Source organism: Serratia sp. Ser99 (assembly GCF_024519545.1).
Taxonomy (GTDB): domain Bacteria; phylum Pseudomonadota; class Gammaproteobacteria; order Enterobacterales; family Enterobacteriaceae; genus Serratia; species Serratia liquefaciens.
Genome location: NZ_JALJRT010000003.1, coordinates 346,295 through 371,196, shown reverse-complemented (window position 1 = coordinate 371,196; position 24,902 = coordinate 346,295). Strand labels below are relative to the sequence as shown.

Annotated in this window: 21 protein-coding genes and 6 tRNA genes; 24 read left to right on the top strand and 3 right to left on the bottom strand. The window is 55.4% G+C overall.

The window, feature by feature from the left end; all coding sequences use genetic code 11:
- Window positions 1-91 precede the first annotated feature (91 nt).
- Window positions 92-2,038, bottom strand: coding sequence for a PTS N-acetyl glucosamine transporter subunit IIABC (gene nagE, locus NR114_RS09475; protein WP_256814057.1), 1,947 nt, complete (start codon window positions 2,036-2,038; stop codon window positions 92-94).
- 335 nt (window positions 2,039-2,373) lie between these two features.
- Here nagE and nagB point away from each other — a divergent pair, with 335 nt between their 5' ends.
- From nagB to NR114_RS09415, 12 genes are all read left to right on the top strand, one after another.
- Window positions 2,374-3,174: a glucosamine-6-phosphate deaminase gene (gene nagB / locus NR114_RS09470; protein ID WP_020825640.1), complete on the top strand. Its 801-nt coding sequence runs from the start codon at window positions 2,374-2,376 to the stop codon at window positions 3,172-3,174.
- Window positions 3,175-3,192: 18 nt separating this feature from the next.
- Window positions 3,193-4,332, top strand: a complete 1,140-nt coding sequence (gene nagA / locus NR114_RS09465) for an N-acetylglucosamine-6-phosphate deacetylase (RefSeq protein ID WP_020825639.1) — start codon at window positions 3,193-3,195, stop codon at window positions 4,330-4,332.
- A gap of 27 nt (window positions 4,333-4,359) precedes the next feature.
- Entirely contained in the window at window positions 4,360-5,580 is a 1,221-nt protein-coding gene (locus NR114_RS09460) for an N-acetylglucosamine repressor (protein WP_020825638.1), read from the top strand.
- 67 nt (window positions 5,581-5,647) lie between these two features.
- Window positions 5,648-6,400, top strand: a complete 753-nt coding sequence (locus NR114_RS09455) for an HAD-IIA family hydrolase (RefSeq protein ID WP_020825637.1) — start codon at window positions 5,648-5,650, stop codon at window positions 6,398-6,400.
- Between the two features lie 178 nt (window positions 6,401-6,578).
- The gene (locus tag NR114_RS09450; protein ID WP_256814058.1) at window positions 6,579-8,033 is read left to right on the top strand and encodes a carbohydrate-binding protein; all 1,455 of its coding nucleotides are present in this window, start codon (window positions 6,579-6,581) and stop codon (window positions 8,031-8,033) included.
- Window positions 8,034-8,447: 414 nt separating this feature from the next.
- Window positions 8,448-10,112, top strand: coding sequence for an asparagine synthase B (gene asnB, locus NR114_RS09445; RefSeq protein ID WP_020825635.1), 1,665 nt, complete (start codon window positions 8,448-8,450; stop codon window positions 10,110-10,112).
- Window positions 10,113-10,333: 221 nt separating this feature from the next.
- A tRNA-Met gene (locus NR114_RS09440) sits at window positions 10,334-10,410 on the top strand.
- Window positions 10,411-10,418: 8 nt separating this feature from the next.
- Window positions 10,419-10,503 (top strand) — tRNA-Leu (locus tag NR114_RS09435).
- Between the two features lie 29 nt (window positions 10,504-10,532).
- Window positions 10,533-10,607, top strand: a tRNA-Gln gene (locus tag NR114_RS09430).
- 46 nt (window positions 10,608-10,653) lie between these two features.
- Window positions 10,654-10,728: transfer RNA gene (locus tag NR114_RS09425), tRNA-Gln, on the top strand.
- 40 nt (window positions 10,729-10,768) lie between these two features.
- Window positions 10,769-10,845: transfer RNA gene (locus tag NR114_RS09420), tRNA-Met, on the top strand.
- Window positions 10,846-10,864: 19 nt separating this feature from the next.
- Window positions 10,865-10,939 (top strand) — tRNA-Gln (locus NR114_RS09415).
- A gap of 106 nt (window positions 10,940-11,045) precedes the next feature.
- Here NR114_RS09415 and ubiF read toward each other — a convergent pair.
- Complete coding sequence (gene ubiF, locus NR114_RS09410; protein WP_256814059.1) at window positions 11,046-12,227, bottom strand: 3-demethoxyubiquinol 3-hydroxylase; 1,182 nt, start codon at window positions 12,225-12,227, stop codon at window positions 11,046-11,048.
- 196 nt (window positions 12,228-12,423) lie between these two features.
- Between ubiF and miaB the strand changes: the two genes are divergently transcribed.
- From miaB to NR114_RS09350, 12 genes are all read left to right on the top strand, one after another.
- Complete coding sequence (miaB, locus tag NR114_RS09405; protein ID WP_256814060.1) at window positions 12,424-13,848, top strand: tRNA (N6-isopentenyl adenosine(37)-C2)-methylthiotransferase MiaB; 1,425 nt, start codon at window positions 12,424-12,426, stop codon at window positions 13,846-13,848.
- 131 nt (window positions 13,849-13,979) lie between these two features.
- A complete protein-coding gene (locus tag NR114_RS09400) occupies window positions 13,980-14,315 on the top strand; it encodes a zinc ribbon domain-containing protein YjdM (protein ID WP_020825632.1) in 336 nt (111 codons plus the stop codon).
- Window positions 14,316-14,530: 215 nt separating this feature from the next.
- Window positions 14,531-15,586 (top strand): PhoH family protein, encoded by a 1,056-nt coding sequence (locus NR114_RS09395; RefSeq protein ID WP_046374285.1) that lies wholly within the window; start codon window positions 14,531-14,533, stop codon window positions 15,584-15,586.
- Window positions 15,583-16,056 carry an rRNA maturation RNase YbeY gene (gene ybeY, locus NR114_RS09390; protein ID WP_256814061.1) on the top strand — a complete coding sequence of 158 codons (474 nt, stop codon included), beginning with the start codon at window positions 15,583-15,585 and terminating at the stop codon, window positions 16,054-16,056. The genes NR114_RS09395 and ybeY overlap by 4 nt, the downstream gene beginning before the upstream one ends.
- An 84-nt stretch (window positions 16,057-16,140) precedes the next feature.
- Complete coding sequence (gene corC / locus NR114_RS09385; protein WP_256814062.1) at window positions 16,141-17,019, top strand: CNNM family magnesium/cobalt transport protein CorC; 879 nt, start codon at window positions 16,141-16,143, stop codon at window positions 17,017-17,019.
- A gap of 7 nt (window positions 17,020-17,026) precedes the next feature.
- A complete protein-coding gene (gene lnt / locus NR114_RS09380; protein WP_046374286.1) occupies window positions 17,027-18,556 on the top strand; it encodes an apolipoprotein N-acyltransferase in 1,530 nt (509 codons plus the stop codon).
- A 415-nt stretch (window positions 18,557-18,971) separates the two neighbouring features.
- A complete protein-coding gene (locus NR114_RS09375; RefSeq protein WP_020825628.1) occupies window positions 18,972-19,868 on the top strand; it encodes an amino acid ABC transporter substrate-binding protein in 897 nt (298 codons plus the stop codon).
- 211 nt (window positions 19,869-20,079) lie between these two features.
- The gene (locus tag NR114_RS09370) at window positions 20,080-20,820 is read left to right on the top strand and encodes an amino acid ABC transporter permease (RefSeq protein WP_017891917.1); all 741 of its coding nucleotides are present in this window, start codon (window positions 20,080-20,082) and stop codon (window positions 20,818-20,820) included.
- Window positions 20,820-21,494 (top strand): glutamate/aspartate ABC transporter permease GltK, encoded by a 675-nt coding sequence (gltK, locus tag NR114_RS09365; protein ID WP_020825627.1) that lies wholly within the window; start codon window positions 20,820-20,822, stop codon window positions 21,492-21,494. The genes NR114_RS09370 and gltK overlap by 1 nt, the downstream gene beginning before the upstream one ends.
- Window positions 21,494-22,219 carry an amino acid ABC transporter ATP-binding protein gene (locus NR114_RS09360; RefSeq protein WP_020825626.1) on the top strand — a complete coding sequence of 242 codons (726 nt, stop codon included), beginning with the start codon at window positions 21,494-21,496 and terminating at the stop codon, window positions 22,217-22,219. The genes gltK and NR114_RS09360 overlap by 1 nt, the downstream gene beginning before the upstream one ends.
- Window positions 22,220-22,336: 117 nt before the next feature.
- On the top strand, window positions 22,337-23,269 hold the full coding sequence (rihA, locus tag NR114_RS09355) for a pyrimidine-specific ribonucleoside hydrolase RihA (RefSeq protein ID WP_020825625.1): 933 nt from the start codon (window positions 22,337-22,339) through the stop codon (window positions 23,267-23,269).
- A 146-nt stretch (window positions 23,270-23,415) separates the two neighbouring features.
- Entirely contained in the window at window positions 23,416-24,108 is a 693-nt protein-coding gene (locus NR114_RS09350) for an FMN-dependent NADH-azoreductase (protein ID WP_234530528.1), read from the top strand.
- Between the two features lie 54 nt (window positions 24,109-24,162).
- Here the strand turns inward: NR114_RS09350 and NR114_RS09345 are convergent, their stop codons facing one another.
- On the bottom strand, window positions 24,163-24,645 hold the full coding sequence (locus NR114_RS09345) for a zinc ribbon-containing protein (RefSeq protein ID WP_020825623.1): 483 nt from the start codon (window positions 24,643-24,645) through the stop codon (window positions 24,163-24,165).
- Window positions 24,646-24,902: the final 257 nt, after the last annotated feature.

The following is a 24,902-nucleotide window of genomic DNA, read 5'->3' as shown; positions in this document are numbered from 1 at the left end:
AGCGGGAAGAGATTGCTCTCTTCCCGCCAAAGGTAGGGTGCGTTCCGTCATGACTCGTTAAACACCCCGGGTACTACTCAGGTAAATCGGTTTACTTTTGAATCTCGAACAGTTTGGTCTGGCCTGCGATCACAGAACCGGTCGCCAGCGCCGACAGACCGGCGTAATCGTCAGCGTTGCTGACCACTACCGGGCTTATCATCGAGCGTGCGTTGGCGTTCAGGAAGTCCAGATCCAGTTCAAGGATTGGCTGGCCGGCTTTCACCTCAGCGCCCTCTTCAACCAGACGCTTGAAGCCCTGACCGTTCAATGCCACGGTGTCGATACCCATGTGCACCACAATCTCCGCACCCTTGTCCGTTTCCAGGCAGAAGGCGTGGTTGGTGTTGAAGATTTTCACGATGGTGCCGTCAGCCGGCGCCACGACGGTTTTATCGGTTGGGCGAATCGCCAGACCGTCACCTACCGCTTTGCTGGCAAAGGCTTCATCAGGAACCTGATCCAGCGCCACCACTTCACCGGTGACCGGAGCCACCAGCGACTCGAAGGCCACTTTCACCGCATTAGGCACCGCCTGTGCTTTTACTGCGGTCACACCGGCTGCCGGTGCCACTTCTGCCGCAGGAACCGCACCGGCTGCGATAACCGCACGCATACCGTCGGCAATGGCTTCCGCTTTAGAACCCACGATGACCTGAACGGTTTGCTTGTTCAGTTTCACCACGCCGGAGGCACCCAGGCGTTTGCAGCTTGCATCAAGCACTTTCGAAGAATCTTTCACGCTCAGACGCAGACGGGTGATGCAAGCATCAATGCCGGTCAGGTTGTCTGAACCGCCGATGGCACCGATATAGCTGCGAGACAGCGCGCGCAAGCCTTCGTCGGTATTGCTGTTGGCTTCCGGTGCAACGATATCGTCAGACGCATCTTCACGACCCGGAGTTTTCAAGTTGAATGCACGGATAATGATGGAGAACAGTACGAAGTACACCGCGAAGGCGACCAGACCCATCACGACCAGCATCCAGACGTTTTTACTGGCGGCCGGCAGGTTGTACATCAACACATAGTCGATGGCGCCTGCAGAGAAGGAGAAGCCGGCGTGAATGCCCAGCAGGGTGGCTACAAACAGGCTGATACCGGTCAAAATAGCATGGACCAGATACAGCAGCGGAGCCAGGAACATGAACAGGAATTCAAGCGGCTCAGTCACGCCGGTCAGGAACGCGGTCAGTGCCACAGACAGCAACATACCGCCAACCATTGGGCGACGCTCTTTCGGCGCAGCGAAATACATGGCCAGTGCCGCACCCGGCAAACCGAACATCATGATTGGGAAGAAGCCGGACATGAACATCCCGGCAGTGCCGTCGCCCGCGTAGAAGCGGTTGATGTCACCGTGGAAGATGGTGCCCGCGGCATTGGTGAATTCACCAATCTGGAACCAGGCGATGGTGTTCAATACCTGATGCAAGCCGGTTGGGATCAGCAGACGGTTAACGAAACCGAAGATGCCGGAACCCACAGCGCCCATGGACACAATCCATTCACCGCCGGCGTGGATGGCATTCTGAACCGGTGGCCAGATATAACCAAAGATCGCCGCAAGGATTAAACAGAAAAAGCCGGTTGCGATAGGAACGAAGCGTTTACCGCCGAAGAAGGAAAGGAACTCAGGCAGTTTGATGCCGGACCAGCGGTTATAAACCGCCCCGCCCACCAGACCGGTAATAATACCGGCCAGCACGCCCATATTGATCGCCGGGTTGATGGTGACCATCGCTTTGGTCAGGATGAAGTAACCTACCGCACCCGCCAGTGCCGCTGAACCAGCATTGTCTTTCGACCAGGTTGCTGCCACACCGATAGCGAAGATCAACGCCAAATTATCAAAGATTGATCCACCGGCCTGTGCGATGAACGAAATATTGAGTAAGTCGGGCTGGCCGAAGCGGAGCAAAAGCGCCGCCACGGGCAGTACTGCGATTGGCAGTTGCAACGACCTGCCCAATCTTTGGAAAAAGCCGAGTATGTTCACCTTAATATTCCCCCTAATGCCCTTTTATGGGCTTTATCATATTTTACGCTAGCGCCATCACACACTGCGATTAACTCTGGACGAACGACAACAAAGTGGAGTGTAAAAAAATTATTTCGTATCGCAAATTAAAACCTCCTTTTTTGTGATTTATATCACCAAAAAGCAGTCTTAAGCTGCCACATTGCTAGCCATCACACAAAACTTATTTTATCATTAAAAAAATCATCGAACCTGACGCATCACGTGAGAATCATAAACCTGGGTTAGGCTTAAGACTCTCGTTCAGGCACGAACCAGTATAGCTTTAGTTTACTTACCCCAAGAGGTGTTAGATGAGACTTATCCCACTGAAAGATACTGCACAAGTCGGCAAATGGGCCGCACGCCATATCGTCCAGCGCATCAACGCATTCAAGCCTACTGCGGAGCGTCCGTTTGTGCTCGGCCTGCCAACCGGCGGTACTCCGCTGGAAGCGTACAAACATCTGATTGCGATGCACAAAGCAGGTGAAGTAAGCTTTAAGCATGTGGTGACTTTCAACATGGATGAATACGTTGGCCTGCCGCAGGAACACCCGGAAAGCTATCATACCTTCATGTACCGTAATTTCTTTGATCACGTTGATATCCCACGCGAAAATATCAACCTGCTGAATGGTAATGCACCGGACGTTGACGCCGAGTGCCGCCAGTACGAAGCGAAAATCAAATCCTACGGCAAGATCAACCTGTTCATGGGTGGCGTTGGCATCGACGGTCATATCGCGTTTAACGAGCCGGCTTCATCTCTGGCCTCGCGCACTCGCATCAAAACCCTGACCGAAGATACCCGCATCGCCAACTCCCGCTTCTTTGGCGGCGACGTTAGCCTGGTACCGAAGTTTGCACTGACCGTGGGCGTGGGCACGCTGCTCGACGCTGAGGAAGTGATGATTCTGGTGACCGGCCACGCCAAGGCTCAGGCGCTGGAAGCCGCTGTGGAAGGCAACATCAACCACATGTGGACCATCAGTTGCCTGCAGTTGCATGCCAAAGCCGTTGTGGTGTGCGATGAGCCATCCACCATGGAGCTGAAAGTCAAAACCGTTAAGTATTTCCGCGAATTAGAAGCGGAAAGCGTGAAGAGTCTTTAATTCCTGCAGGGGGCTACGATGTTCGCTTTAACCCACGGCCGTATTTTTACCGGCCACGACGTACTTGACGACCATGCAGTGGTAATCGCTGATGGGCTGATTGAACGAGTTTGCCCGCTGGCTGAACTGCCGGCCGGCATTGAAACGCGCGATCTGGGTGGCGCTATCCTGGCCCCCGGTTTGATCGACGTGCAGCTTAACGGCTGCGGCGGCGTGCAATTTAACGATTCGCTGGACGCCATTTCGGAAGAGACGCTGGAAATTATGCAGCGTGCCAACGAAAAATCCGGCTGCACCAGCTATCTGCCGACGCTGATCACCAGCAGCGACGAATTTATGAAGCACAGCATCGAAGTGATGCGCGCTTATCTGAAAAAACACCAGAATCAGGCGTTGGGTCTGCACCTTGAAGGGCCGTACCTTAGCCCGTTGAAAAAAGGCACCCATAACCCGGCGTTTATCCGCAAGCCAACCAGCGAGATGATCGACTACCTGTGCGCGAATGCCGATGTGATCACCAAGGTGACGCTGGCACCGGAAATGGTAGAGCCGCACTTTATCAAGCAACTGACCGACGCCGGCATCGTGGTGTCCGCCGGTCACTCGAATGCGACTTACGAACAGGCCCGCACCGGTTTTGCTGCCGGCATCACTTTCGCCACGCACCTGTATAACGCCATGCCGTATATCACCGGGCGCGAACCGGGGCTGATGGGGGCAATTTTCGACACGCCTGAAGTCTACACCGGCATTATCGCCGACGGCCATCACGTGGCCTGGGCGAGTATCCGTAACGCCAAACGCATGAAAGGTGATAAATTGGTGCTGGTCACCGACGCCACCGCCCCGGCGGGTGCCGATATTGACCAATTTATTTTTGCCGGTAAAACAATATACTATCGCGATGGGCTGTGCGTGGACGAGAACGGCACCCTGAGCGGCTCTGCGCTGACCATGATTGACGCGTTGAAAAACAGCGTTGAACACGTCGGCATCGCGTTGGATGAAGCGCTGCGTATGGCGACACTCTATCCGGCGCGTGCTATCGGCGTGGACGATCGTTTAGGCACGATCGAAGCCGGTAAGGTGGCAAACCTGACCGCGTTTACCCGCGACTTTAGCATCACCAAAACGCTCGTTAACGGTAACGAGGTTTAATTTCATGAACAGCGAGTAAAATTATTGATGAGTACTGGCGGACAGGCACAGATAGGGAACGTTGACTTAGTCAAACAACTCAACGGCGCGGCAGTTTACCGCCTGATCGACCAACAGGGTCCGATCTCGCGCATTCAAATAGCCGAACTGAGCCAGCTAGCGCCCGCCAGCGTCACTAAAATTACTCGCCAGCTGTTGGAGCGCGGGCTGATCAAAGAAGTCGATCAGCAGGCCTCCACCGGCGGCCGCCGCGCCATTTCCATTGTCTCCGAAACCCGGCATTTCCACACCGTGGCCGTTCGCCTCGGGCGTCACGATGCCACCATCACCCTGTACGACATGAGCGGAAAATCGCTCGGTGAAGAGCACTATCCGCTGCCGGAAAGGACCCAGGAAACACTGGAAAATGCGTTGTTCACCGCCATTGCGCAATTTATCGAAGACTACCAGCGCAAGCTGCGCGAACTGATCGCCATCGCGGTGATCCTGCCAGGTCTGGTTGACCCGGCGCTCGGTGTGGTGCGCTATATGCCGCACATCAGCGTCAGCAACTGGCCGCTGGTAGACAACCTACAGCAACGTTTTAACGTCACCAGCTTTGTCGGCCATGACATCCGGAGCCTGGCTTTGGCCGAGCACTATTTTGGCGCCACACGCGACTGCGAAGACTCCATTCTGGTGCGTCTGCACCGCGGCACCGGTGCCGGCATTATCGTCAACGGTCAGATTTTCCTGGGTAATAACGGCAACGTCGGCGAAATCGGCCATATTCAAATCGACCCGCTGGGCGAACGCTGCCACTGCGGCAACTTCGGCTGTCTGGAAACCGTCGCCGCCAATGCCGCGATTGAACACCGCGTGCGCCAGTTACTGACTCAGGGCTACCCGAGCAAGCTGACACTCGACGACTGCAGCATCTCCGCCATCTGCAAGGCCGCCAACCGCGGGGATCTGCTGGCCAGCGAAGTAATCGAACACGTCGGCCGCTACCTCGGCAAAGCCGTGGCCATTGCCATTAACCTGTTTAATCCGCAGAAAGTGGTAATCGCCGGTGAAATTACCGAGGCGGAAAAAGTGCTGCTGCCGGCAATCCAAAGCTGCATCAATACTCAGGTGCTGAAGGACTTCCGCAAGAACCTGCCGGTGGTCACCTCCGAACTCAATCATCGCTCGGCGATCGGGGCTTTCGCCCTGGCCAAGCGAGCAATGCTCAACGGCGTGCTATTGCAGCGATTGCTGGAAAGCTGATCCGCCGCCTAAGGCAGGTGTGTTATCTTCGCGTTTTGCCTGCCGCCAATCATGAGAAACAGCAACAATGACAATCAAAAACGTTATATGTGATATCGACGGCGTGCTGCTGCATGACAACACGCCAGTTCCCGGCGCCGATCTTTTCCTGGCGCGGATTCAGGAACAGGGCATGCCGCTGGTGGTGCTGACCAACTACCCATCGCAGACGGCGCAGGATCTGGCGAACCGCTTCTCCGCCGCCGGGCTTGAAGTCCCGGAAAGCGCGTTTTATACCTCCGCCATGGCCACCGCCGATTTCCTGCGCCGTCAGGAAGGCAAAAAGGCCTACGTGGTGGGCGAAGGCGCGCTGATCCATGAATTGTATAAAGCCGGTTTCACCATTACCGACATCAACCCGGACTTCGTGATTGTCGGGGAAACCCGCTCCTACAACTGGGACATGATGCATAAGGCCGCCTACTTCGTGAATAACGGCGCGCGCTTTATCGCGACCAACCCGGATACTCACGGCCATGGCTTTGTGCCTGCCTGCGGCGCGCTGTGCGCCCCGATCGAGAAAATCACCGGCCGCAAGCCGTTTTACGTCGGCAAACCCAGCCCGTGGATCATCCGCGCCGCGCTCAACAAAATGCAGGCGCATTCGGAAGAAACGGTGATCGTCGGCGACAACCTGCGCACCGATATCCTGGCGGGCTTCCAGGCCGGTCTGGAAACCGTGCTGGTGTTGTCCGGCGTCTCGACGTTGAACGACGTGGAAACCATGCCGTTCCGCCCGAGCTACATCTTCCCTTCCGTTGCCGATATCAATATTTTCTAATCGCTGAGGTGGCCATCGCGGCCACCTTATTTTCGCGCCAATTTGAATTTAATTTATTATTGTCGCGAAAAGGTTTCACCCCGCCCTCGTTAAAAATCCGCACTATGTATTTACGCCCCGTCAATAATCCCTATTGACGGCGTGTGGAATTAATCTTACCTAAAATAACGAGGTTACTATGAGCTCCGATAACATTATCAATGCACACGTTGCAGATGACGCAGCCGCCATGCCGGATATGTCCAATAAAAAAATCATGATGGGTTTTTGGCACAACTGGGCCGCCGGCGCCAGTGACGGTTATCAGCAGGGCCAATTCGCCAATATGAACCTGACCGATATCCCGGCCGAATATAACGTGGTGGCCGTAGCCTTTATGAAGGGCGTGGGTATCCCAACCTTCAAGCCTTACAACCTGTCCGATGCCGAGTTCCGTCGCCAGGTCGGCGTTCTGAACAGTCAGGGCCGCGCGGTACTGATTTCTCTGGGCGGCGCCGACGCGCATATCGAATTGAAAACCGGCGACGAAGACAAACTGAGCAATGAAATTATCCGTCTGGTGGAAACCTACGGTTTTGACGGTCTGGATATCGATCTGGAACAGGCGGCTATCGGTGCAGCCAATAATAAAACCGTTTTGCCTGCCGCACTGAAAAAAGTAAAAGCGCATTATGCCGCCGAAGGTAAAAACTTTATTGTCAGCATGGCGCCAGAATTCCCTTATTTGCGGACTAATGGGACTTACCTGGATTATATTACCGCTCTCGAAGGGTTTTATGACTTTATTGCACCGCAATATTATAACCAGGGCGGTGACGGTATTTGGGTCGATGAAGCCAATGGCGGCAAAGGCGCCTGGATCACCCAGAATAACGACGCGATGAAAGAAGACTTTCTGTATTACCTGACCGAAAGCCTGGTTACCGGCACCCGCGGCTACACCAAAATCCCGGCATCCAAATTTGTGATCGGTTTACCTACCAACAATGATGCCGCCGCCACCGGTTATGTGGTCGACAAACAGGCGGTCTATAACGCTTTCGCGCGCCTTGACGCCAAAAACTTGTCGATCAAGGGCCTGATGACCTGGTCGGTGAACTGGGACAATGGCAAGAGTAAGGCTGGCGTGGCCTATAACTGGGAATTCAAAACTCGTTATGCCGCGCTGATTCAGGGAGGAGTCACCCCGCCGCCGGGAAAGCCTGAAGCGCCTACCGCGCTGAACGCCAGTGCGATTACCGCAACGTCGCTGACGTTGAACTGGGCTGCGGCAAGCAGCGTCAAACCGATTAGCCATTATACGGTTTACCGTAACGGCAGCGCCATTGGCCAAACCGGTGGCCTGTCGCTGCAAGACAGCGGCCTGACGGCTGCCACACAGTACAGCTATTTTATCACCGCCACCGACAACCAAGGCAATACGTCGCTGCCAAGCAGTGCGCTGGCAGTTAAAACCTCGGACGGCGGTACGCCTCCCGATCCGGGCGTGGCCGAGTGGCAGAACAACCACAGCTATAAGGCCGGTGACGTGGTGACGTATAAAGGCAAGAAATACACCTGCCTGCAGGCGCACACCTCCAATGCGGGATGGACGCCGGATGCGGCCTTCACCCTGTGGCAGTTGATCGCCTGATAGTCGGCAATGAGTTGCTGGTAAAATTACCCGGCAACTCATCCATTGATTGAAAAAATGAATATTCATCAATTTTTATATCATTTAACTGAACATCCGCTAATTTTCGACCTCCCCCAAACAACTATTTTTCGGCGCAGCGCTAAAACGCTTGCATCCCCTGCCGGTTTTGACGCATTTTCATAAACACAACGCAGCAAAACCGCGCCATCGCTGATGCAGCGGCCATGCTGCCTATAACAGCAAATACAACATCACAGTCTATGCCCAAAATAATTCGAGTTGCTTGTAGGCAGCAACTGAGCGAAGCCCCTGGAGCTTACTCAAGTAAGAAACCGGGGTGAGTGAAGGCAGCCAACACCCAAGCCACTTGAAGTATGACAGGTATAAAAAAGTCGTTAGGAGAGTCGGTATATGTGTTCTATTTTCGGTGTGCTCGATCTGAAGTCCGATCCCGTTGAATTGCGTAAGAAAGCGCTGGAGCTGTCCCGTCTGATGCGCCACCGCGGCCCGGATTGGTCCGGTGTTTACGCCAGCGATAAAGCCATCCTGGTGCATGAGCGCCTGTCGATTGTCGACGTCAACAATGGCGCCCAACCGCTGTACAACGCTGCGCACACTCACGTTCTGGCCGTTAACGGCGAGATCTACAACCATCAGGCGCTGCGCCAGCAGTTTAGCGATCGCTACCAATTCCAGACCGGCTCCGACTGTGAAGTGATTCTGGCGCTGTACCAGGAGAAAGGCCCTGACTTCCTCGACGAACTGCAAGGGATGTTCGCCTTCGCGCTGTACGATTCAGAGAAAGACGCTTACCTGATTGGCCGCGACCATCTGGGCATTATTCCGCTGTATATGGGCCATGACGAATTCGGCAACCTGTATGTCGCCTCTGAAATGAAAGCGCTGGTGCCAGTTTGCCGCACCATCAAAGAATTCCCGGCGGGCAGCTACCTGTGGAGCCAGGACGGCGAGATCCGCGAATATTATCAACGTGACTGGTTCGATTACGACAACGTTAAAGACAACGTGACCGACGCCAATGCCCTGCGCAACGCGCTGGAAGACTCGGTGAAAAGCCACCTGATGTCCGACGTACCCTATGGCGTCCTGCTGTCCGGCGGCCTGGATTCTTCGGTGATCTCCGCCATTACCAAAAAGTACGCGGCACGCCGTGTCGAAGATCAAGAGCGCAGCGAAGCCTGGTGGCCACAGCTGCACTCCTTCGCCGTGGGTCTGGAGGGTTCACCGGATCTGCGCGCCGCGCAGGAAGTGGCAAACCACCTGGGCACCGTGCACCATGAGATCCACTTCACCGTACAGGAAGGTCTGGACGCCATTCGCGACGTGATTTATCACATCGAAACCTATGACGTTACCACCATTCGCGCTTCCACCCCGATGTACCTGATGTCACGCAAGATCAAGGCGATGGGCATCAAGATGGTGCTGTCTGGCGAAGGCGCGGACGAAGTGTTCGGCGGCTACCTGTACTTCCATAAAGCGCCGGATGCCCGTGAGTTCCACGACGAAACCGTACGTAAACTGTTAGCACTGCATATGTTTGACTGCGCGCGCGCCAACAAGGCGATGTCCGCCTGGGGTGTGGAAGCCCGTGTGCCCTTCCTGGATAAAAAATTCCTCGACGTGGCTATGCGCATCAACCCTAAGGACAAAATGTGCGGCAATGGCAAAATGGAAAAACATATCCTGCGCGAATGTTTTGAATCCTATCTGCCGGCCAGCGTCGCCTGGCGCCAGAAAGAGCAGTTCTCCGACGGTGTGGGTTACAGCTGGATTGACACGCTGAAAGAGGTCGCTGCCAAGCAGATCAGCGATCAACAGCTCGAAACCGCACGTTTCCGTTTCCCGTACAACACGCCGAGCTCCAAAGAAGGCTACCTGTATCGCGAAATTTTCGAAGAGCTGTTCCCGCTGCCAAGCGCGGCAGAATGCGTGCCTGGCGGCCCGTCAGTGGCCTGCTCCTCAGCCAAAGCCATCGAATGGGACGAGTCATTCAAGAAAATGGACGATCCTTCTGGTCGTGCAGTCGGCGTTCACCAGTCCGCCTACAAATAATCACGCCGGGTTTTTCTCCCCAAGGCGGGCCTCCGGGCCCGCCTTTTTGCTGATGTTTTCAACCATTAATTGCCTGAACTGATGCTTTTATCGCCATACTGTTCACAACCCAGACAAACGACACATCCAGCCGCTTTTTCGGGAAAAAACTTGTTGACGCAAAACGGCCATATACGCATAATGCGCCCCGCAACGCCGATGAAGGTTGCGCGAAAAAAGATGGCTACGTAGCTCAGCTGGTTAGAGCACATCACTCATAATGATGGGGTCACAGGTTCAAATCCCGTCGTAGCCACCATCTTTTTTGCGGGAGTGGCGAAATTGGTAGACGCACTAGATTTAGGTTCTAGCGCCGCAAGGTGTGCGAGTTCAAGTCTCGCCTCCCGCACCATTTCTTTTCATCGAGTTGCAGGCAACAGGTGGGGTATCGCCAAGCGGTAAGGCACCGGTTTTTGATACCGGCATTCCCTGGTTCGAATCCAGGTACCCCAGCCATCTTTTTTAGGATGGGGATGTTGCAAAAAAAAGTTAAACGTGTTGATGGGGTATCGCCAAGCGGTAAGGCACTGGTTTTTGATACCAGCATTCCCTGGTTCGAATCCAGGTACCCCAGCCATACCAATGCTGTTGACTTTTAAAGTAAAATATCGAAAAATGGCTACGTAGCTCAGCTGGTTAGAGCACATCACTCATAATGATGGGGTCACAGGTTCAAATCCCGTCGTAGCCACCATATTTTACTGTTACACCATTGGGGTGTCGCCAAGCGGTAAGGCTCTGGTTTCTGATACCAGCATACCCAGGTTCGAATCCTGGCACCCCAGCCACATTTAGAAAAGCCCGCTTCGGCGGGCTTTTTGCTATCTGGAATTTGGCGAGACCGGATGAATAAGGGCGCGACATTGAACTGCGCCCTTGCAGGATAAGGGCTGCCTACAGCCCCAGCGCGTATTTCAGCGCATGTTCCTTCAACTTGCCCGCCCGCTGGGCCGCCATCAACGCAATATTGCGCGCCACGCAAAGCGGCGACAAATTATTGCTGAAAGCGGTATAAAACAGATCCATACCACTTTGCATCAGCAAGTTATCGGTGCGACGGCGACGCTGATAACGCATCAGCACCGCTTCGCTGCTCCAGTCTTCACCCAACTCGCGTGCATCACACAAAACCGCCAGCAAGGCTTCTACGTCACGATACCCCAGGTTTACTCCCTGCCCGGCTAACGGGTTGATGGTATGTGCCGCGTCACCGAGCAACACCAACCCCGGCAACACGTAGCGTTGTGCATGGCGGCGCGCTAACGGGAAAGATCCGGCCGCATGCACCTTCACTTCCCCTAAGCGGGCAGGAAAGGCTTCGGCGATCTCTTTATCAAGCTGCGCTGGCGGCATCGCCTGCAGCTGGCGGATGCGCTGCGGGCTGTCGTACCACACCAGCGAGGCCCATTGATCATACAACGGCAGGAAAGCCCGGGGACCGGAAGGGAAAAACTGCTGCCAGGTCGTATCTTGCTGCGGCGCGCCGGTATCGACGGTGATCAGCATGCAGGACTGGCGGTACTGCCAGCCGCTGGTGCCGATAGCGGCCAAATTGCGCACCTGCGAGTTGGCTCCATCGGCCCCCACTACCAAACGCGCTTGTAGCGTCTGTGAAGAGTCCAGCGTCACTTGCCAGTGGTCGTCATTCCGCTGCAGCGAACGCAGCCTGGCGGGGCAATAGAGCGTCAGATTTTCGCACTGCTCCAGCTGTTGCCAGAGCGCCAGTTGCAAAATACGGTTTTCTACCATAAAACCCAGCTCCGGCAGGCCGAGCGAGGCGGCGTCAAACGCTACCAGTGAAGAGGCCCACTCCCAGGTTTCCAATCGGCGGTAAGGCGCCGAGCGCATCGCTTGCACCGCCGGCCAGGCGCCGAGTTGTTTCAGCAACCCCACCGAGGTGCAGCCGATGGCGGAAATACGCAGATCCGGCGGGGTTTGCGCATCGAACGCCTGCGGCGCCTGATGTTCCAGCAAGGCCACCGACCAACCGGCCTGCGCCAGCCCCAATGCGGCGGCCGCGCCGACCATTCCGCCGCCTACCACCACGGCGTCATACCGTTTTTGAGATACGTTCATATTGGCTATGTTTTCTTAGTGAATTATCGCCATTCCCACCGGCATGGCGTTTGGCTCCAGTGTAACGGATTTTTAATTTGGCTTCAGGTCGCATGGTGTTTTCCCCGCGCTGGTCACAACGGCGTCAAATGTTTACAATAAGCGCCCTGCATGTCGCGTATCGCAACTTTCGTCCGCACTGAGTAATGGCAAGTCAATGACCAAAAAACTACATATCAAAACCTGGGGCTGCCAGATGAATGAATATGATTCATCGAAAATGGCGGACTTACTGGGAAGCACACACGGTTACCAATGGACCGACAACGCTGAAGAAGCGGACGTGCTGCTGCTGAATACCTGCTCGATCCGCGAGAAAGCGCAGGAAAAAGTTTTCGCCATGTTAGGGCGTTGGAAACTGCTGAAAGAAAAGAACCCGGCGCTGATCATCGGCGTCGGTGGCTGCGTGGCCTCACAGGAAGGCGAACACATTCGCAGCCGCGCGCCCTGCGTCGACGTCGTGTTCGGGCCGCAGACCCTGCACCGCCTGCCGGAAATGCTCAACCACGTGCAGGGCACCCGCAGCCCCATCGTCGACATCAGCTTTCCGGAAATCGAAAAATTCGATCGTCTGCCGGAACCGCGTGCCGAAGGCCCTACCGCCTTCGTCTCCATCATGGAAGGCTGCAACAAGTACTGTACCTTCTGCGTGGTGCCTTATACCCGCGGTGAAGAAGTCAGCCGCCCAAGCGATGACGTCCTGTTTGAAGTCGCCCAACTGGCGGCGCAGGGCGTACGCGAAGTCAACCTGCTCGGCCAGAACGTCAACGCCTATCGCGGCGCGACTTACGACGGCGAAATTTGCTCGTTTGCCGAACTGCTGCGCCTGGTGGCGGCCATCGACGGTATCGACCGCATCCGTTTCACCACCAGCCATCCGATTGAATTCACCGACGATATCATCGCGGTTTATGAAGACACGCCGGAGCTGGTGAGCTTCCTGCATCTGCCGGTACAAAGCGGCTCAGACCGTATACTGACCATGATGAAGCGCACGCATACCGCGTTGGAATACAAAGCGATCATTCGCAAGCTGCGCAAGGCGCGGCCGGACATCCAGCTCAGCTCCGATTTTATTATCGGCTTCCCGGGTGAAACCCAGGCCGATTTCGAACAGACTATGAATCTGATTGCCGAGATCAACTTTGATACCAGCTTCAGCTTTATCTACTCGTCCCGCCCTGGCACACCGGCGGCCGATATGGTCGATGACGTCAGCGAAGAGGAAAAGAAACAGCGTCTGTATATCCTGCAGGATCGCATCAACCAGCAGGTGCTGCAGTTCAGCCGCCGGATGCTCGGAACCGTACAGCGTATTTTGGTGGAAGGCACTTCCCGCAAAAGCGTGATGGAGCTGGCGGGCCGGACAGCCTGCAACCGCGTGGTGAACTTTGAAGGCACGCCGGATATGATCGGTCAGTTCGTTGATGTGGAAATCACCGAGGTTTTGACCAACACACTGCGTGGCGCAGTGGTGCGTACCGAACAGCAGATGGACCTGCGCGTGCATGAATCCCCGCAGTCAGTCATCGCCCGAACCCGAAAAGAGAACGCGCTGGGCGTCGGCATTTATCAGCCCTGACGCCCTCTCCGCAGTGCAGTAAGCCGTGGCGCCCGACGCCACGTCAGCGATTATCCTTATGACTTATCAGCCGGGTCTCGATGCCCGGCCATTTTCTTTTTTTTATTTTTTTGATTAAGAGGCGACATAACATGCAACTCCCACACTGCCCGAAGTGCAACTCCGAATACACCTACCAGGATAACAACCTGTTTATCTGCCCTGAGTGCGCCCACGAGTGGAGCGACAGCGCGCCGGCGGACGACAGCGATACGCTGATTGTCAAAGACGCCAACGGCAACCTGCTGGCCGACGGCGACGCCGTGACCGTAGTGAAAGACCTCAAGGTCAAAGGCAGCTCTTCCATGCTGAAAATCGGCACCAAAGTGAAGAACATCCGCCTGGTGGAAGGCGACCACAACATCGACTGCAAGATCGATGGCTTTGGCCCGATGAAGCTGAAATCCGAATTCGTGAAAAAGAACTGATCGCCAGCCCTGAATCTCCAAAGCATTACGCGGCTGTTTTAGCCGCGTTTTTCCTCCTTCGGCCCTTGAATTTTGCCGCCGACGCACAGATAGATCATGGGTAAACTTGCGCCAGTGCGGCGCACCATGAATAATTCAAGGTAAAGAGTTCAGGCTTGGCCCTGGACGCGCGTACCGAAAACCAACCAGGCCCGATATGAGCCTTGAGGAATAGTTTGAACGTCGCAACACAAGAAATTTTGTTAGAGCCGGCAGACAATAAGCGATTGCTCAGCCTGTGCGGCCCGTTTGATGACAATATCAAACAACTCGAACGCCGGTTGGGCATTGAGATCAACCGCCGTGACAACCGTTTCAAGCTGGTCGGCAAGAACCCGTGCGTGGTTGCCGCCGCCGATATCTTGCGCCATCTGTATGTGGACACCGCCCCCATTCGCGGCGTGATCCCGGATATCGACCCGGAGCAGATCCATTTAGCGATCAAAGAAAGCCGGGTGCTGGAACAGGTTGCCGACAGCGTGCCGGATTACGGCAAGGCGGTGACCATCAAAACCAAACGCGGCATGGTGAAACCACGCACGCCGAATCAGGCGCAATACATTGCTAATATTCTCGATCACGACATCACCTTCGGCATCGGCCCGGCCGGTACCGGCAAGACCTACCTGGCGGTCGCCGCTGCGGTGGACGCATTGGAACGCCAGGAGATCCGCCGCATTCTGCTGACCCGTCCAGCGGTTGAAGCCGGCGAAAAACTGGGCTTCCTGCCGGGGGATCTGAGCCAGAAGGTCGATCCTTACCTGCGCCCGCTGTATGACGCCCTGTTCGAAATGCTGGGCTTTGAGCGCGTGGAGAAGCTGATCGAACGTAACGTGATAGAAGTCGCGCCGCTGGCCTATATGCGCGGCCGTACGTTGAACGACGCGTTTATCATCCTCGACGAGAGCCAGAACACCACCATCGAACAGATGAAGATGTTCCTGACACGTATTGGCTTCAACTCCAAGGCGGTCATCACCGGTGACGTGACGCAGATAGACCTGCCGCGCAACCAAAAATCCGGCCTGCGCCACGCGGTGGAAGTGCTGTCTGACGTCGAAGAACTGAGCTTCAATTTCTTCCATAGCGAAGACGTGGTACGCCATCCGGTGGTGGCCCGCGTGGTCATCGCTTATGAAGCCTGGGAAGCCGCCGAACAAAAACGCAAAGATGCGATTGCCGAACAACGTAAACGCGAGGCGAGCATCGCCTCCGAGCAGGAGACACCATGAGTCAGGTGATTTTGGATCTGCAGATTGCCTGTGCAGACAGCAACGGCCTGCCGGATGAAGCCACCTTCCAGCGCTGGCTGGAAGGCGTGCTGCCGCAGTTTCAGGAGGTGGCCGAGGTCACCATTCGCCTTGTGGATGAAGCGGAAAGTAACGAGTTGAACCTGACCTATCGCGGCAAGGACAAACCGACCAACGTGCTGTCTTTCCCGTTCGAAGCTCCCCCGGGTATCGAGCTGCCGCTGCTGGGCGATCTGATCATCTGCCGTCAGGTGGTTGAACAGGAAGCCATCGAGCAAGAGAAGGCGCTGGAGGCCCACTGGGCGCATATGGTTGTCCATGGCAGCCTTCATCTGCTAGGGTATGACCACATCGAAGACGATGAAGCCGAAGAAATGGAGTCTTTGGAAACCGAAATCATGCACGGACTGGGTTACCCGGACCCGTACCTGGCGGAAAAAGACCCCCTCTGACGTCAGCTGATTTCCCCGCAGCCCCCGTATGGGGCTGCCGCTGACTCCCCTAACTCTGACATGAGTGATATTAACTAAAACGCCATGAGCGACGACCATTCACAAAGCAATGACAGCCCCAGTCCCAAGAAGGGGTTCTTTACTCTTATCCTTAACCAGCTGTTCCACGGCGAACCCAAAAACCGTGGCGATCTGGTAGAGCTGATCCGTGATTCCGAGCAAAACGACCTGATCGATCCCGATACCCGAGACATGCTGGAAGGCGTGATGGATATCGCCGAGCAGCGCGTGCGCGATATCATGATCCCGCGCTCCCAGATGGTGACGCTCAAGCGTAACCAAACGCTGGAAGAGTGCCTGGACGTGATCATTGAATCCGCCCACTCGCGCTTCCCGGTGATCAGCGAAGATAAAGATCACATCGAAGGCATTCTGATGGCCAAGGATCTGCTGCCGTTTATGCGCGCGGAATCCGAGGAATTCAGCATCGACAAGGTGCTGCGCACCGCCGTGGTGGTGCCTGAAAGCAAGCGAGTAGACCGGATGCTGAAGGAGTTCCGCTCCCAGCGTTATCACATGGCGATTGTCATTGACGAGTTCGGCGGCGTGTCCGGCCTGGTCACCATCGAAGATATTCTGGAACTGATTGTCGGCGAAATCGAAGACGAATATGACGACGAAGACGATCTGGATATCCGCCAGCTCAGCCGCCATATGTATACCGTGCGAGCGCTGGCGCCGATTGAAGACTTCAACGAAGCCTTCGGCACCCACTTCAGCGACGACGAGGTCGACACCATCGGCGGCCTGGTGATGCAGGCCTTCGGTCACCTGCCTGCACGCGGGGAAACCATTGAAATCGAAGGTTACCTATTTAAAGTTGCGATGGCGGACTGTCGACGTATCATCCAGGTTCATGTAAAAATTCCGGACGATTCTCCGCAACCGAAACTGGAAGAATAAATCAAACATGGCTAAAGCCTCTTTCCTTGAACGCCAGTGGGTTCGCGCCCTGCTGGCGCTGTTGACCGGCGCCAGCGGCACGCTGGCGTTTTCTCCTTACGATATCTGGCCGGCGGCCCTTGTCTCTCTGTTCGGCCTGTTGGCCGTAACCCTGAACCGCACCACCAAACAGTCTGCCTTGCTCGGTTTTTGCTGGGGTTTCGGTCTGTTCGGGACGGGAATCAACTGGGTTTACGTCAGCATTGCCGACTTCGGCGGCATGCCTTTCTCCATCAACATTTTCCTGGTTGTGCTGCTGGCGGCTTACCTGTCGCTGTATACCGGGCTGTTCGCCGGGTTACTGGCACGTCTGTGGCCGACCACCAGTTGGTACCGTTTAGCGATTGCCGCCCCCGTGTTGTGGCAAGTCACCGAGTTTTTACGTGGCTGGGTGCTGACCGGTTTCCCCTGGCTGCAGTTTGGCTACAGCCAGATTAACGGCCCGCTGAAAGGCGTGGCGCCGTTGCTCGGGGTAGATACCATCACCTTTATGCTGATGGCGATCGCCGGGCTGTTGGTGTACGCCGTCAATCAGCGTCGGATCGCCGCGGCTGGGGTTGCCGTCGCACTGCTGTTGCTGCCGTGGCCGTTGCGCCAGCTGCACTGGTTTACCCCGCAACCGGACAAGGCGGTCAACGTCGCGATGGTGCAGGGCAATATCGCTCAGTCGATGAAGTGGGATCCGAAAGCGTTGGTCAGCACCTTGCAAACCTATTTGGACGAAACGCGTCCTTATATGGGCAAAGCGCCGATCATCATCTGGCCGGAGTCTGCCATTCCGGATTACGAAGCCAGCCAGAACGGCTTCCTGACCATGATGGATGACCTGATGCGCGCCAAAAACAGCAGCCTGATCACCGGTATCGTTGATGTGCGTGCCACGCCGCAGGGCCAGCAAATCTACAACAGCGCCATCGTGCTGGGCGAGCCGACGCCTTACGTTTATCCGGCCAAGGACCGCTATAACAAGCACCATCTGGTGCCGTTTGGCGAGTTTGTACCGCTGGAAACGCTGCTGCGCCCGCTGGCACCGTTCTTCGATTTACCGATGTCTTCATTCAGTCGTGGCGACTACGTCCAGCCACAGCTCAGCGTGAAAGGCTATAACCTGACGGCGGCGATCTGTTATGAGATTGTTCTCGGCCAGCAGGTTCGCGACAACTTCCGGCCGGACACCAACTTCCTGCTGACCATCTCCAACGACGCCTGGTTCGGCCATTCCATCGGCCCATGGCAGCACTTCCAGATGGCGCGCATGCGTGCTCTGGAGCTGGGTCGCCCTCTGTTGCGCAGCACCAATAACGGCGTCACCGCCGCGGTAGACGCCAACGGTGAGGTGATCGCAGAGATCCCTCAGTTCACCCGCAAGGTGCTGGAGGTGAAAGTCACACCAACCACCGGCATAACGCCTTATGCCCGTTTTGGCGCCACGCCGTTGTGGATAATCACCCTGCTGCTTGGCGGCCTGGCGTTGATCCTCGGCCTGCGCCGTAAATAAGCCCCCGGGGCGCTGCCCGTCAGCGCCCCGTTTCCCTCATCCACCTTGCAGCTTTCCACGCCGCACTCTCCCACGCGGCTAGCATAAAGCATCGCCAAATCAATGCTTCTGGCACACTCCTTGCTTTAATTACGCTGTTATAGAGAGCCGATTTACTTTTACTGACGTTTTGTCGCACCTGTGCACAACTCAAGAGCATGACCGGCACCACAAAGGTGCATTGGGGTTTTGTTGCATTAATTTGGTGCGCGTGGCGTCTCAAAAAAAGAAACATTTTAGTTTCAATCCATTCACAATCGGCTATTTTCTAACGGTTATGTGTTCTAAGACTATCTTTATACTTGAGCAATAAATCTCCATTTAGAATCTGATGCTCTTTGAATTTGAGCCACCACAACAGCAAAGGAGTTGGACCATGCAAATGCGTAAATTGGCGTTATCGTTACTGCTGATCGGTATGGCAGGTAACGTAGCCCATGCGGAAGAACTGACCGGTACGCTGAAGAAAATCAAAGACAACGGCGTGATCGTTGTCGGCCACCGCGAATCGTCAGTGCCGTTCTCCTACTACGACAACCAGCAAAAAGTTGTGGGTTACTCCCAGGACTACTCCAACCAAATCGTTGAAGCGGTTAAGAAAAAACTGAACGCTCCTGATCTGCAGGTCAAAATGCTGCCGATCACCTCACAGAACCGTATCCCACTGCTGCAAAACGGCACTTTTGACTTCGAATGCGGCTCGACCACCAACAACCTCGAACGCCAAAAACAGGCGGCCTTCTCCGATACCATCTTCGTGGTCGGTACCCGTCTGCTGGTGAAAAAAGGCTCTGACGTCAAAGACTTCAAGGATCTGGCGGGCAAACCTGTCGTGGTGACCTCAGGCACTACCTCTGAAGTGCTGCTCAATAAACTGAACGACAGCGGCAAGATGAACATGCGCATCATCAGCGCCAAAGACCACGGCGACTCCTTCCGTACCCTGGAAAGCGGTCGTGCAGTAGCCTTTATGATGGATGACGCCCTGCTGGCGGGTGAACGCGCGAAAGCGAAGAAGCCGGACCAATGGGAAATTCTGGGCACACCGCAGTCGAAAGAAGCCTACGGCTGTATGCTGCGTAAAGACGATCCTGAGTTCAAGAAACTGGTCGATGACACCATCGCTCAAGCTCAAACTTCAGGCGAAGCAACAAAATGGTTTGATAAGTGGTTCAAACAGCCTATTCCACCGAAGAACCTCAACATGAACTTCGAACTGTCCGACGACATGAAGCAACTGTTCAAAGAGCCTAACGATAAAGCATTGAACTAATAGAACAAGAGCTGGGGCGGCCGCCAGGCCAAACCAGCCCTGTTGATGGCTGGGACAGACAGGAATACGGGAGGCCGTTCCCCTCCCGTATTTTTCCCATAACGCATTACCGATGCCCGCACACATAAGTCAGCCCGACTGGCCGCGGCGCCCTCGGCGTTGAATAGTCATCAATCTTTAGGCGCTCTGCGCCCGCTTAACGGAGTTTGTTATGTCAATAGATTGGAACTGGGGTATCTTCCTGCAGCAGGCCCCGTTTGGGAATACCACCTACCTCGGCTGGATTTGGTCCGGCTTTCAGGTCACGGTAGCCCTCTCCGTCTGTGCATGGATTATCGCTTTCTTTGTCGGTTCGCTATTCGGTATTTTGCGTACCGTGCCCAACCGCTTTCTTTCCACTCTCGGTACCTGTTACGTCGAACTGTTCCGTAATGTGCCGCTGATCGTCCAATTCTTTACCTGGTATCTGGTGATCCCGGAACTGCTGCCGGCGAATATCGGCATGTGGTTCAAAACCGAACTCGATCCTAACGTGCAATTCTTTGTTTCCTCGATGCTGTGCCTCGGGCTGTTTACCGCCGCTCGCGTCTGCGAGCAGGTACGTGCTGCCATTCAGTCACTGCCACGCGGTCAAAGAGCGGCCGGGTTGGCGATGGGTCTGACGCTGCCGCAAACCTACCGCTACGTGCTGTTGCCGAATGCCTACCGGGTGATTGTGCCGCCGATGACCTCGGAAATGCTCAACCTGGTCAAAAACTCTGCCATCGCTTCCACTATCGGGTTGGTCGACATGGCTGCCCAGGCCGGCAAACTGCTGGACTACTCTGCGCATGCCTATGAATCCTTTACCGCGATTACGCTGGCCTATATCGCCATCAACGCCGTGATCATGCTGTTTATGCGGTTGGTAGAGAGAAAAGTGCAGTTGCCCGGCAACTTGGGGAGTAAATAATGTACGAATTTGACTGGGCATCGATTGTCCCAAGTTTCCCTTATCTGCTGCAGGGCCTGTTGATCACGCTGAAGATCACCGTGACCGCCATCGTCGTCGGTATTCTGTGGGGAACCGTTCTGGCGGTAATGCGCTTGTCGCCCATCAAACCGATCAGCTGGTTCGCTGCCGTTTACGTCAACCTGTTCCGCTCCGTCCCTCTGGTGATGGTGCTGCTGTGGTTCTATCTGGTGGTTCCAAGCTTATTACAACAGGTTCTAGGGCTGTCGCCGAAAACCGATATTCGCCTGATCTCGGCTATGGTAGCCTTTTCCCTGTTTGAAGCGGCTTATTACTCGGAAATTATCCGCGCCGGTATCATCAGCATCTCACGCGGCCAGTCCTCCGCCGCGCTGGCACTGGGCATGACCCAATGGCAGTCAATGAAGCTGGTGATCCTGCCGCAGGCGTTCCGCGCCATGGTGCCGCTGCTGCTGACCCAGGGCATCGTACTGTTCCAGGATACCTCCCTGGTGTACGTACTGAGCCTGGCTGACTTCTTCCGTACCGCCTCGACCATTGGCGAGCGCGACGGCACCCAGGTTGAAATGATCCTGTTTGCCGGCTTTGTCTACTTTGTTATCAGTCTCGCCGCCTCGGCGCTGGTAAGCTATTTGAAGAAAAGGACTGTTTGATGATATCCCTGAAAAATGTTTCTAAGTGGTACGGTCACTTTCAGGTTCTGACCGATTGCACCACCGAAGTAAAAAAAGGCGAGGTGGTGGTGGTCTGCGGTCCTTCAGGCTCGGGCAAGTCTACCCTGATCAAAACCGTCAACGGTCTGGAGCCGATCCAGCAGGGCAATATCCTGGTGAACGGTACTCCGGTCAACGACAAGAAAACCAATCTGGCGCAGCTGCGTTCCAAGGTCGGTATGGTATTCCAGCACTTCGAGCTTTTCCCGCACCTGTCGATCATCGATAACCTGACGCTGGCGCAGGTGAAAGTGCTCAAGCGTGACAAAGACGCCTCGCGCGAGAAAGGCCTGAAACTGCTGGAGCGCGTCGGCCTGACCGCACACGCCAACAAGTTCCCCGGCCAGCTTTCCGGCGGCCAGCAGCAACGCGTGGCTATCGCCCGAGCGCTGTGCATGGATCCTATCGCCATGCTGTTCGATGAGCCCACTTCGGCGCTCGATCCGGAAATGATCAACGAAGTGCTGGACGTTATGGTCGAACTGGCCAATGAAGGCATGACCATGATGGTGGTAACCCACGAGATGGGCTTTGCCCGTAAAGTGGCGAACCGGGTGATCTTTATGGATGAAGGCAAAATCGTCGAAGACCGCAATAAAGACGACTTCTTCAACAATCCGGAGTCCGAACGGGCGAAGGACTTCCTGGCGAAAATCCTGCACTGATCCCTCGCCTGCGCCCCGCCCGGGGCGCAGTTTCATTCCCTCTTTCCGGCACTAAAAGCACTTGTTTCTCTCCGATTTTGATCCGATGCTCACTGGATAACAAATAAGGAGATAAACATGCCCCGCCCTATCATTATCGATTGCGACCCTGGTCTGGACGATGCCATTGCCCTTGCCATGGCGCTGAGTTCACCAGAATTGGACGTTAAAGCCATTACCACCTCCGCCGGTAACCAGACGCCGGAAAAAACCCTGCACAATGCGCTGGGTCTATTGACGTTGATGAAACGTGAAGACATTCCCGTCGCTGCCGGTGCTGCCGCGCCGTTGATGCGAGACCTGGTGATTGCCGACTACGTTCACGGCAAAACCGGCATGGGCAATACCCATCTGCCAACGCCCGCCATCCAGCCGGTGGCGCAAACTGCCGTAGAGCTGATCGCCAGCCTGCTACGCAGCAGTCCGCAGCCGATCACGCTGGTGGTCACTGGCCCCATGACCAATATCGCCCTGCTGCTGGCCCAACACCCAGAGCTGAAAGGCAACATTGAACGCATCGTGTTTATGGGGGGAGGCATGAATGCCGGCAACACCACCCCGGTGGCAGAGTTCAACATCTATGTCGATCCCGAAGCCGCCGAAATGGTACTGAAATCCGGCGTACCGCTGACCATGGCCGGGTTGAACGTGACTCACCAGGCGCTGGTGCTGCCACAGGATATCGAACGCATCCGTCAGATAAACAACCCGGTGGCGCAGGCGGTGGCCGAAATGCTCGACTTCTACCTGCCGCTGTACCTTAGCCATCCGCGTGGGCTGCCCGGTGCCGCGATGCACGACCCCTGCACCATCGCCTGGCTGCTGGCGCCACAGCTGTTTGACAGTATCGAACGCTGGGTCGGCGTGGAAACCAAAGGGGAATATACCCTCGGCATGACCGTGGTGGATACCTTCGGCCAGAACGGCAAGCCGGCCAACGTTGAAGTGCTGACCGATATCGATCGCGAAGGCTTTATCGATCTGTTGGCCGAGCGCGTAGCCCGCTATTGACCACCGGGCGGGAAACCGCCCTGATATTCAATATTTTTGATTTAACTCAGCGAATTTTTACGCTATCACTGGCCCAGGCTTGCCTCTAAGATGCTGTTAAACGCACAGCATCGCTGATACCTTAGACCAAGCCTGGAGATAGCCCAATGAGTCGTATACTGGTCCTGAAATCAAGTATCCTGGGTGATTACTCCCAGTCTGGAAAATTAGTCGATTTTTTTGTTCAACAGTGGCATGAAGCACACCCCAATGACAGCTTTACGGTTCGCGACTTAGCCAACCCGACACTGCCGGAGCTGGATGGAGAAGTGATTGGCGGGTTTAGCGCCGGTGACAAACCTTTAACACCGCATCAGCAAAAGACGCTGGCACTTTCCGATGAGCTGATCGCCGAGCTGAAATCGCACGACACCATTATCATCAGCGCGCCGATGTACAACTTCAACATCCCGACGCAGTTGAAAATCTATTTCGACCTGGTGGCGCGCGCCGGCCAAACCTTCCGCTACACCTCTGAAGGCTCTGAAGGTCTGGTCACCGGCAAGAAAGCGATTGTGATCTCGAGCCGCGGCGGTATCCACGCGGATACGCCAACCGATCTGATCACGCCATATCTGAAGCTGTTCCTGGCGTTTATCGGCATTACCGACGTCGAGTTCGTGCTGGCGGAAGGCTTTGCTTACGGCCCTGAAGCAGCAGAAAAAGCCGCACAGGAAAGCCGGGTTGCGGTGGCACAGAAAGTGCCCGCCAAAATCGAAACAGCCCCGCAGGCTGAAGTGGCTACGGCCTCGGCTGGCGGAAGCTTTCTTGGCAACCTGATGAAAAAACTGTTTGGCTAAGAGCAGCGCCTGCCCTGACCTTTTCTAGCGGAGAGGCCAGGGCGCGCAGCAAGCTTAAGGTTCGAAAGGCCGACGCTGGAACTGGTCATGACCGCATTTCGGGCACAGCGGCAGCACTTCCGGCGTGTAAAACGCCAAATGATGGTGGCATTTTTCGCACACCAGATTACCCAGCCCGACAACCTCACCGCTGTGGTAAACGCCATGGTGGCTGACGTCCTTGAACACCTCGCGCCATTCCAACTGAGTTTTGTCGGTAATATCCGCCAGCTCCTGCCACAGGCTTTCCTTGATAACCCGCATGAAAACGCTGTCGGTGAACTCGTCCCGGCTCTCCTGATAACTGCGAGCGAACTCTTCCAGATCGCGCCGTACCGCCTGTGTAACCTGCTCAACTTCGTCGCGCGTCAGTTCACCCGCTTCGTTTAGCCGTTTTTCTGCGCTCGCGACCAGCGAGTCAATATCACGCTCGCCATTTTTCAGGCGTTCTGTCAGGGATGCCACCAATTCGCGGTAGTACTGAGCAACCTTGTTCATAATCTCTCCTCGATGAACTTACGTGACTGGGCCTACCTCCCATACCCTATAGCTTTCGAGTTGCAGCTAAGCGCCCAGTTCGCTCATCCCCAGGCGCTTACTTTAGTAAGTCACTGGGGTGAGCGACAAATCTGTCGGGAACAGATTTGAACGCTGCTTGCAGCGGCCCTGAAAGGGCAAGGACCCATGGATGGGCCTTGTAAGCAGGTAACAACGCTGCAGCTTGAAAGATGATGGGTATAAACTATCCCTTATCA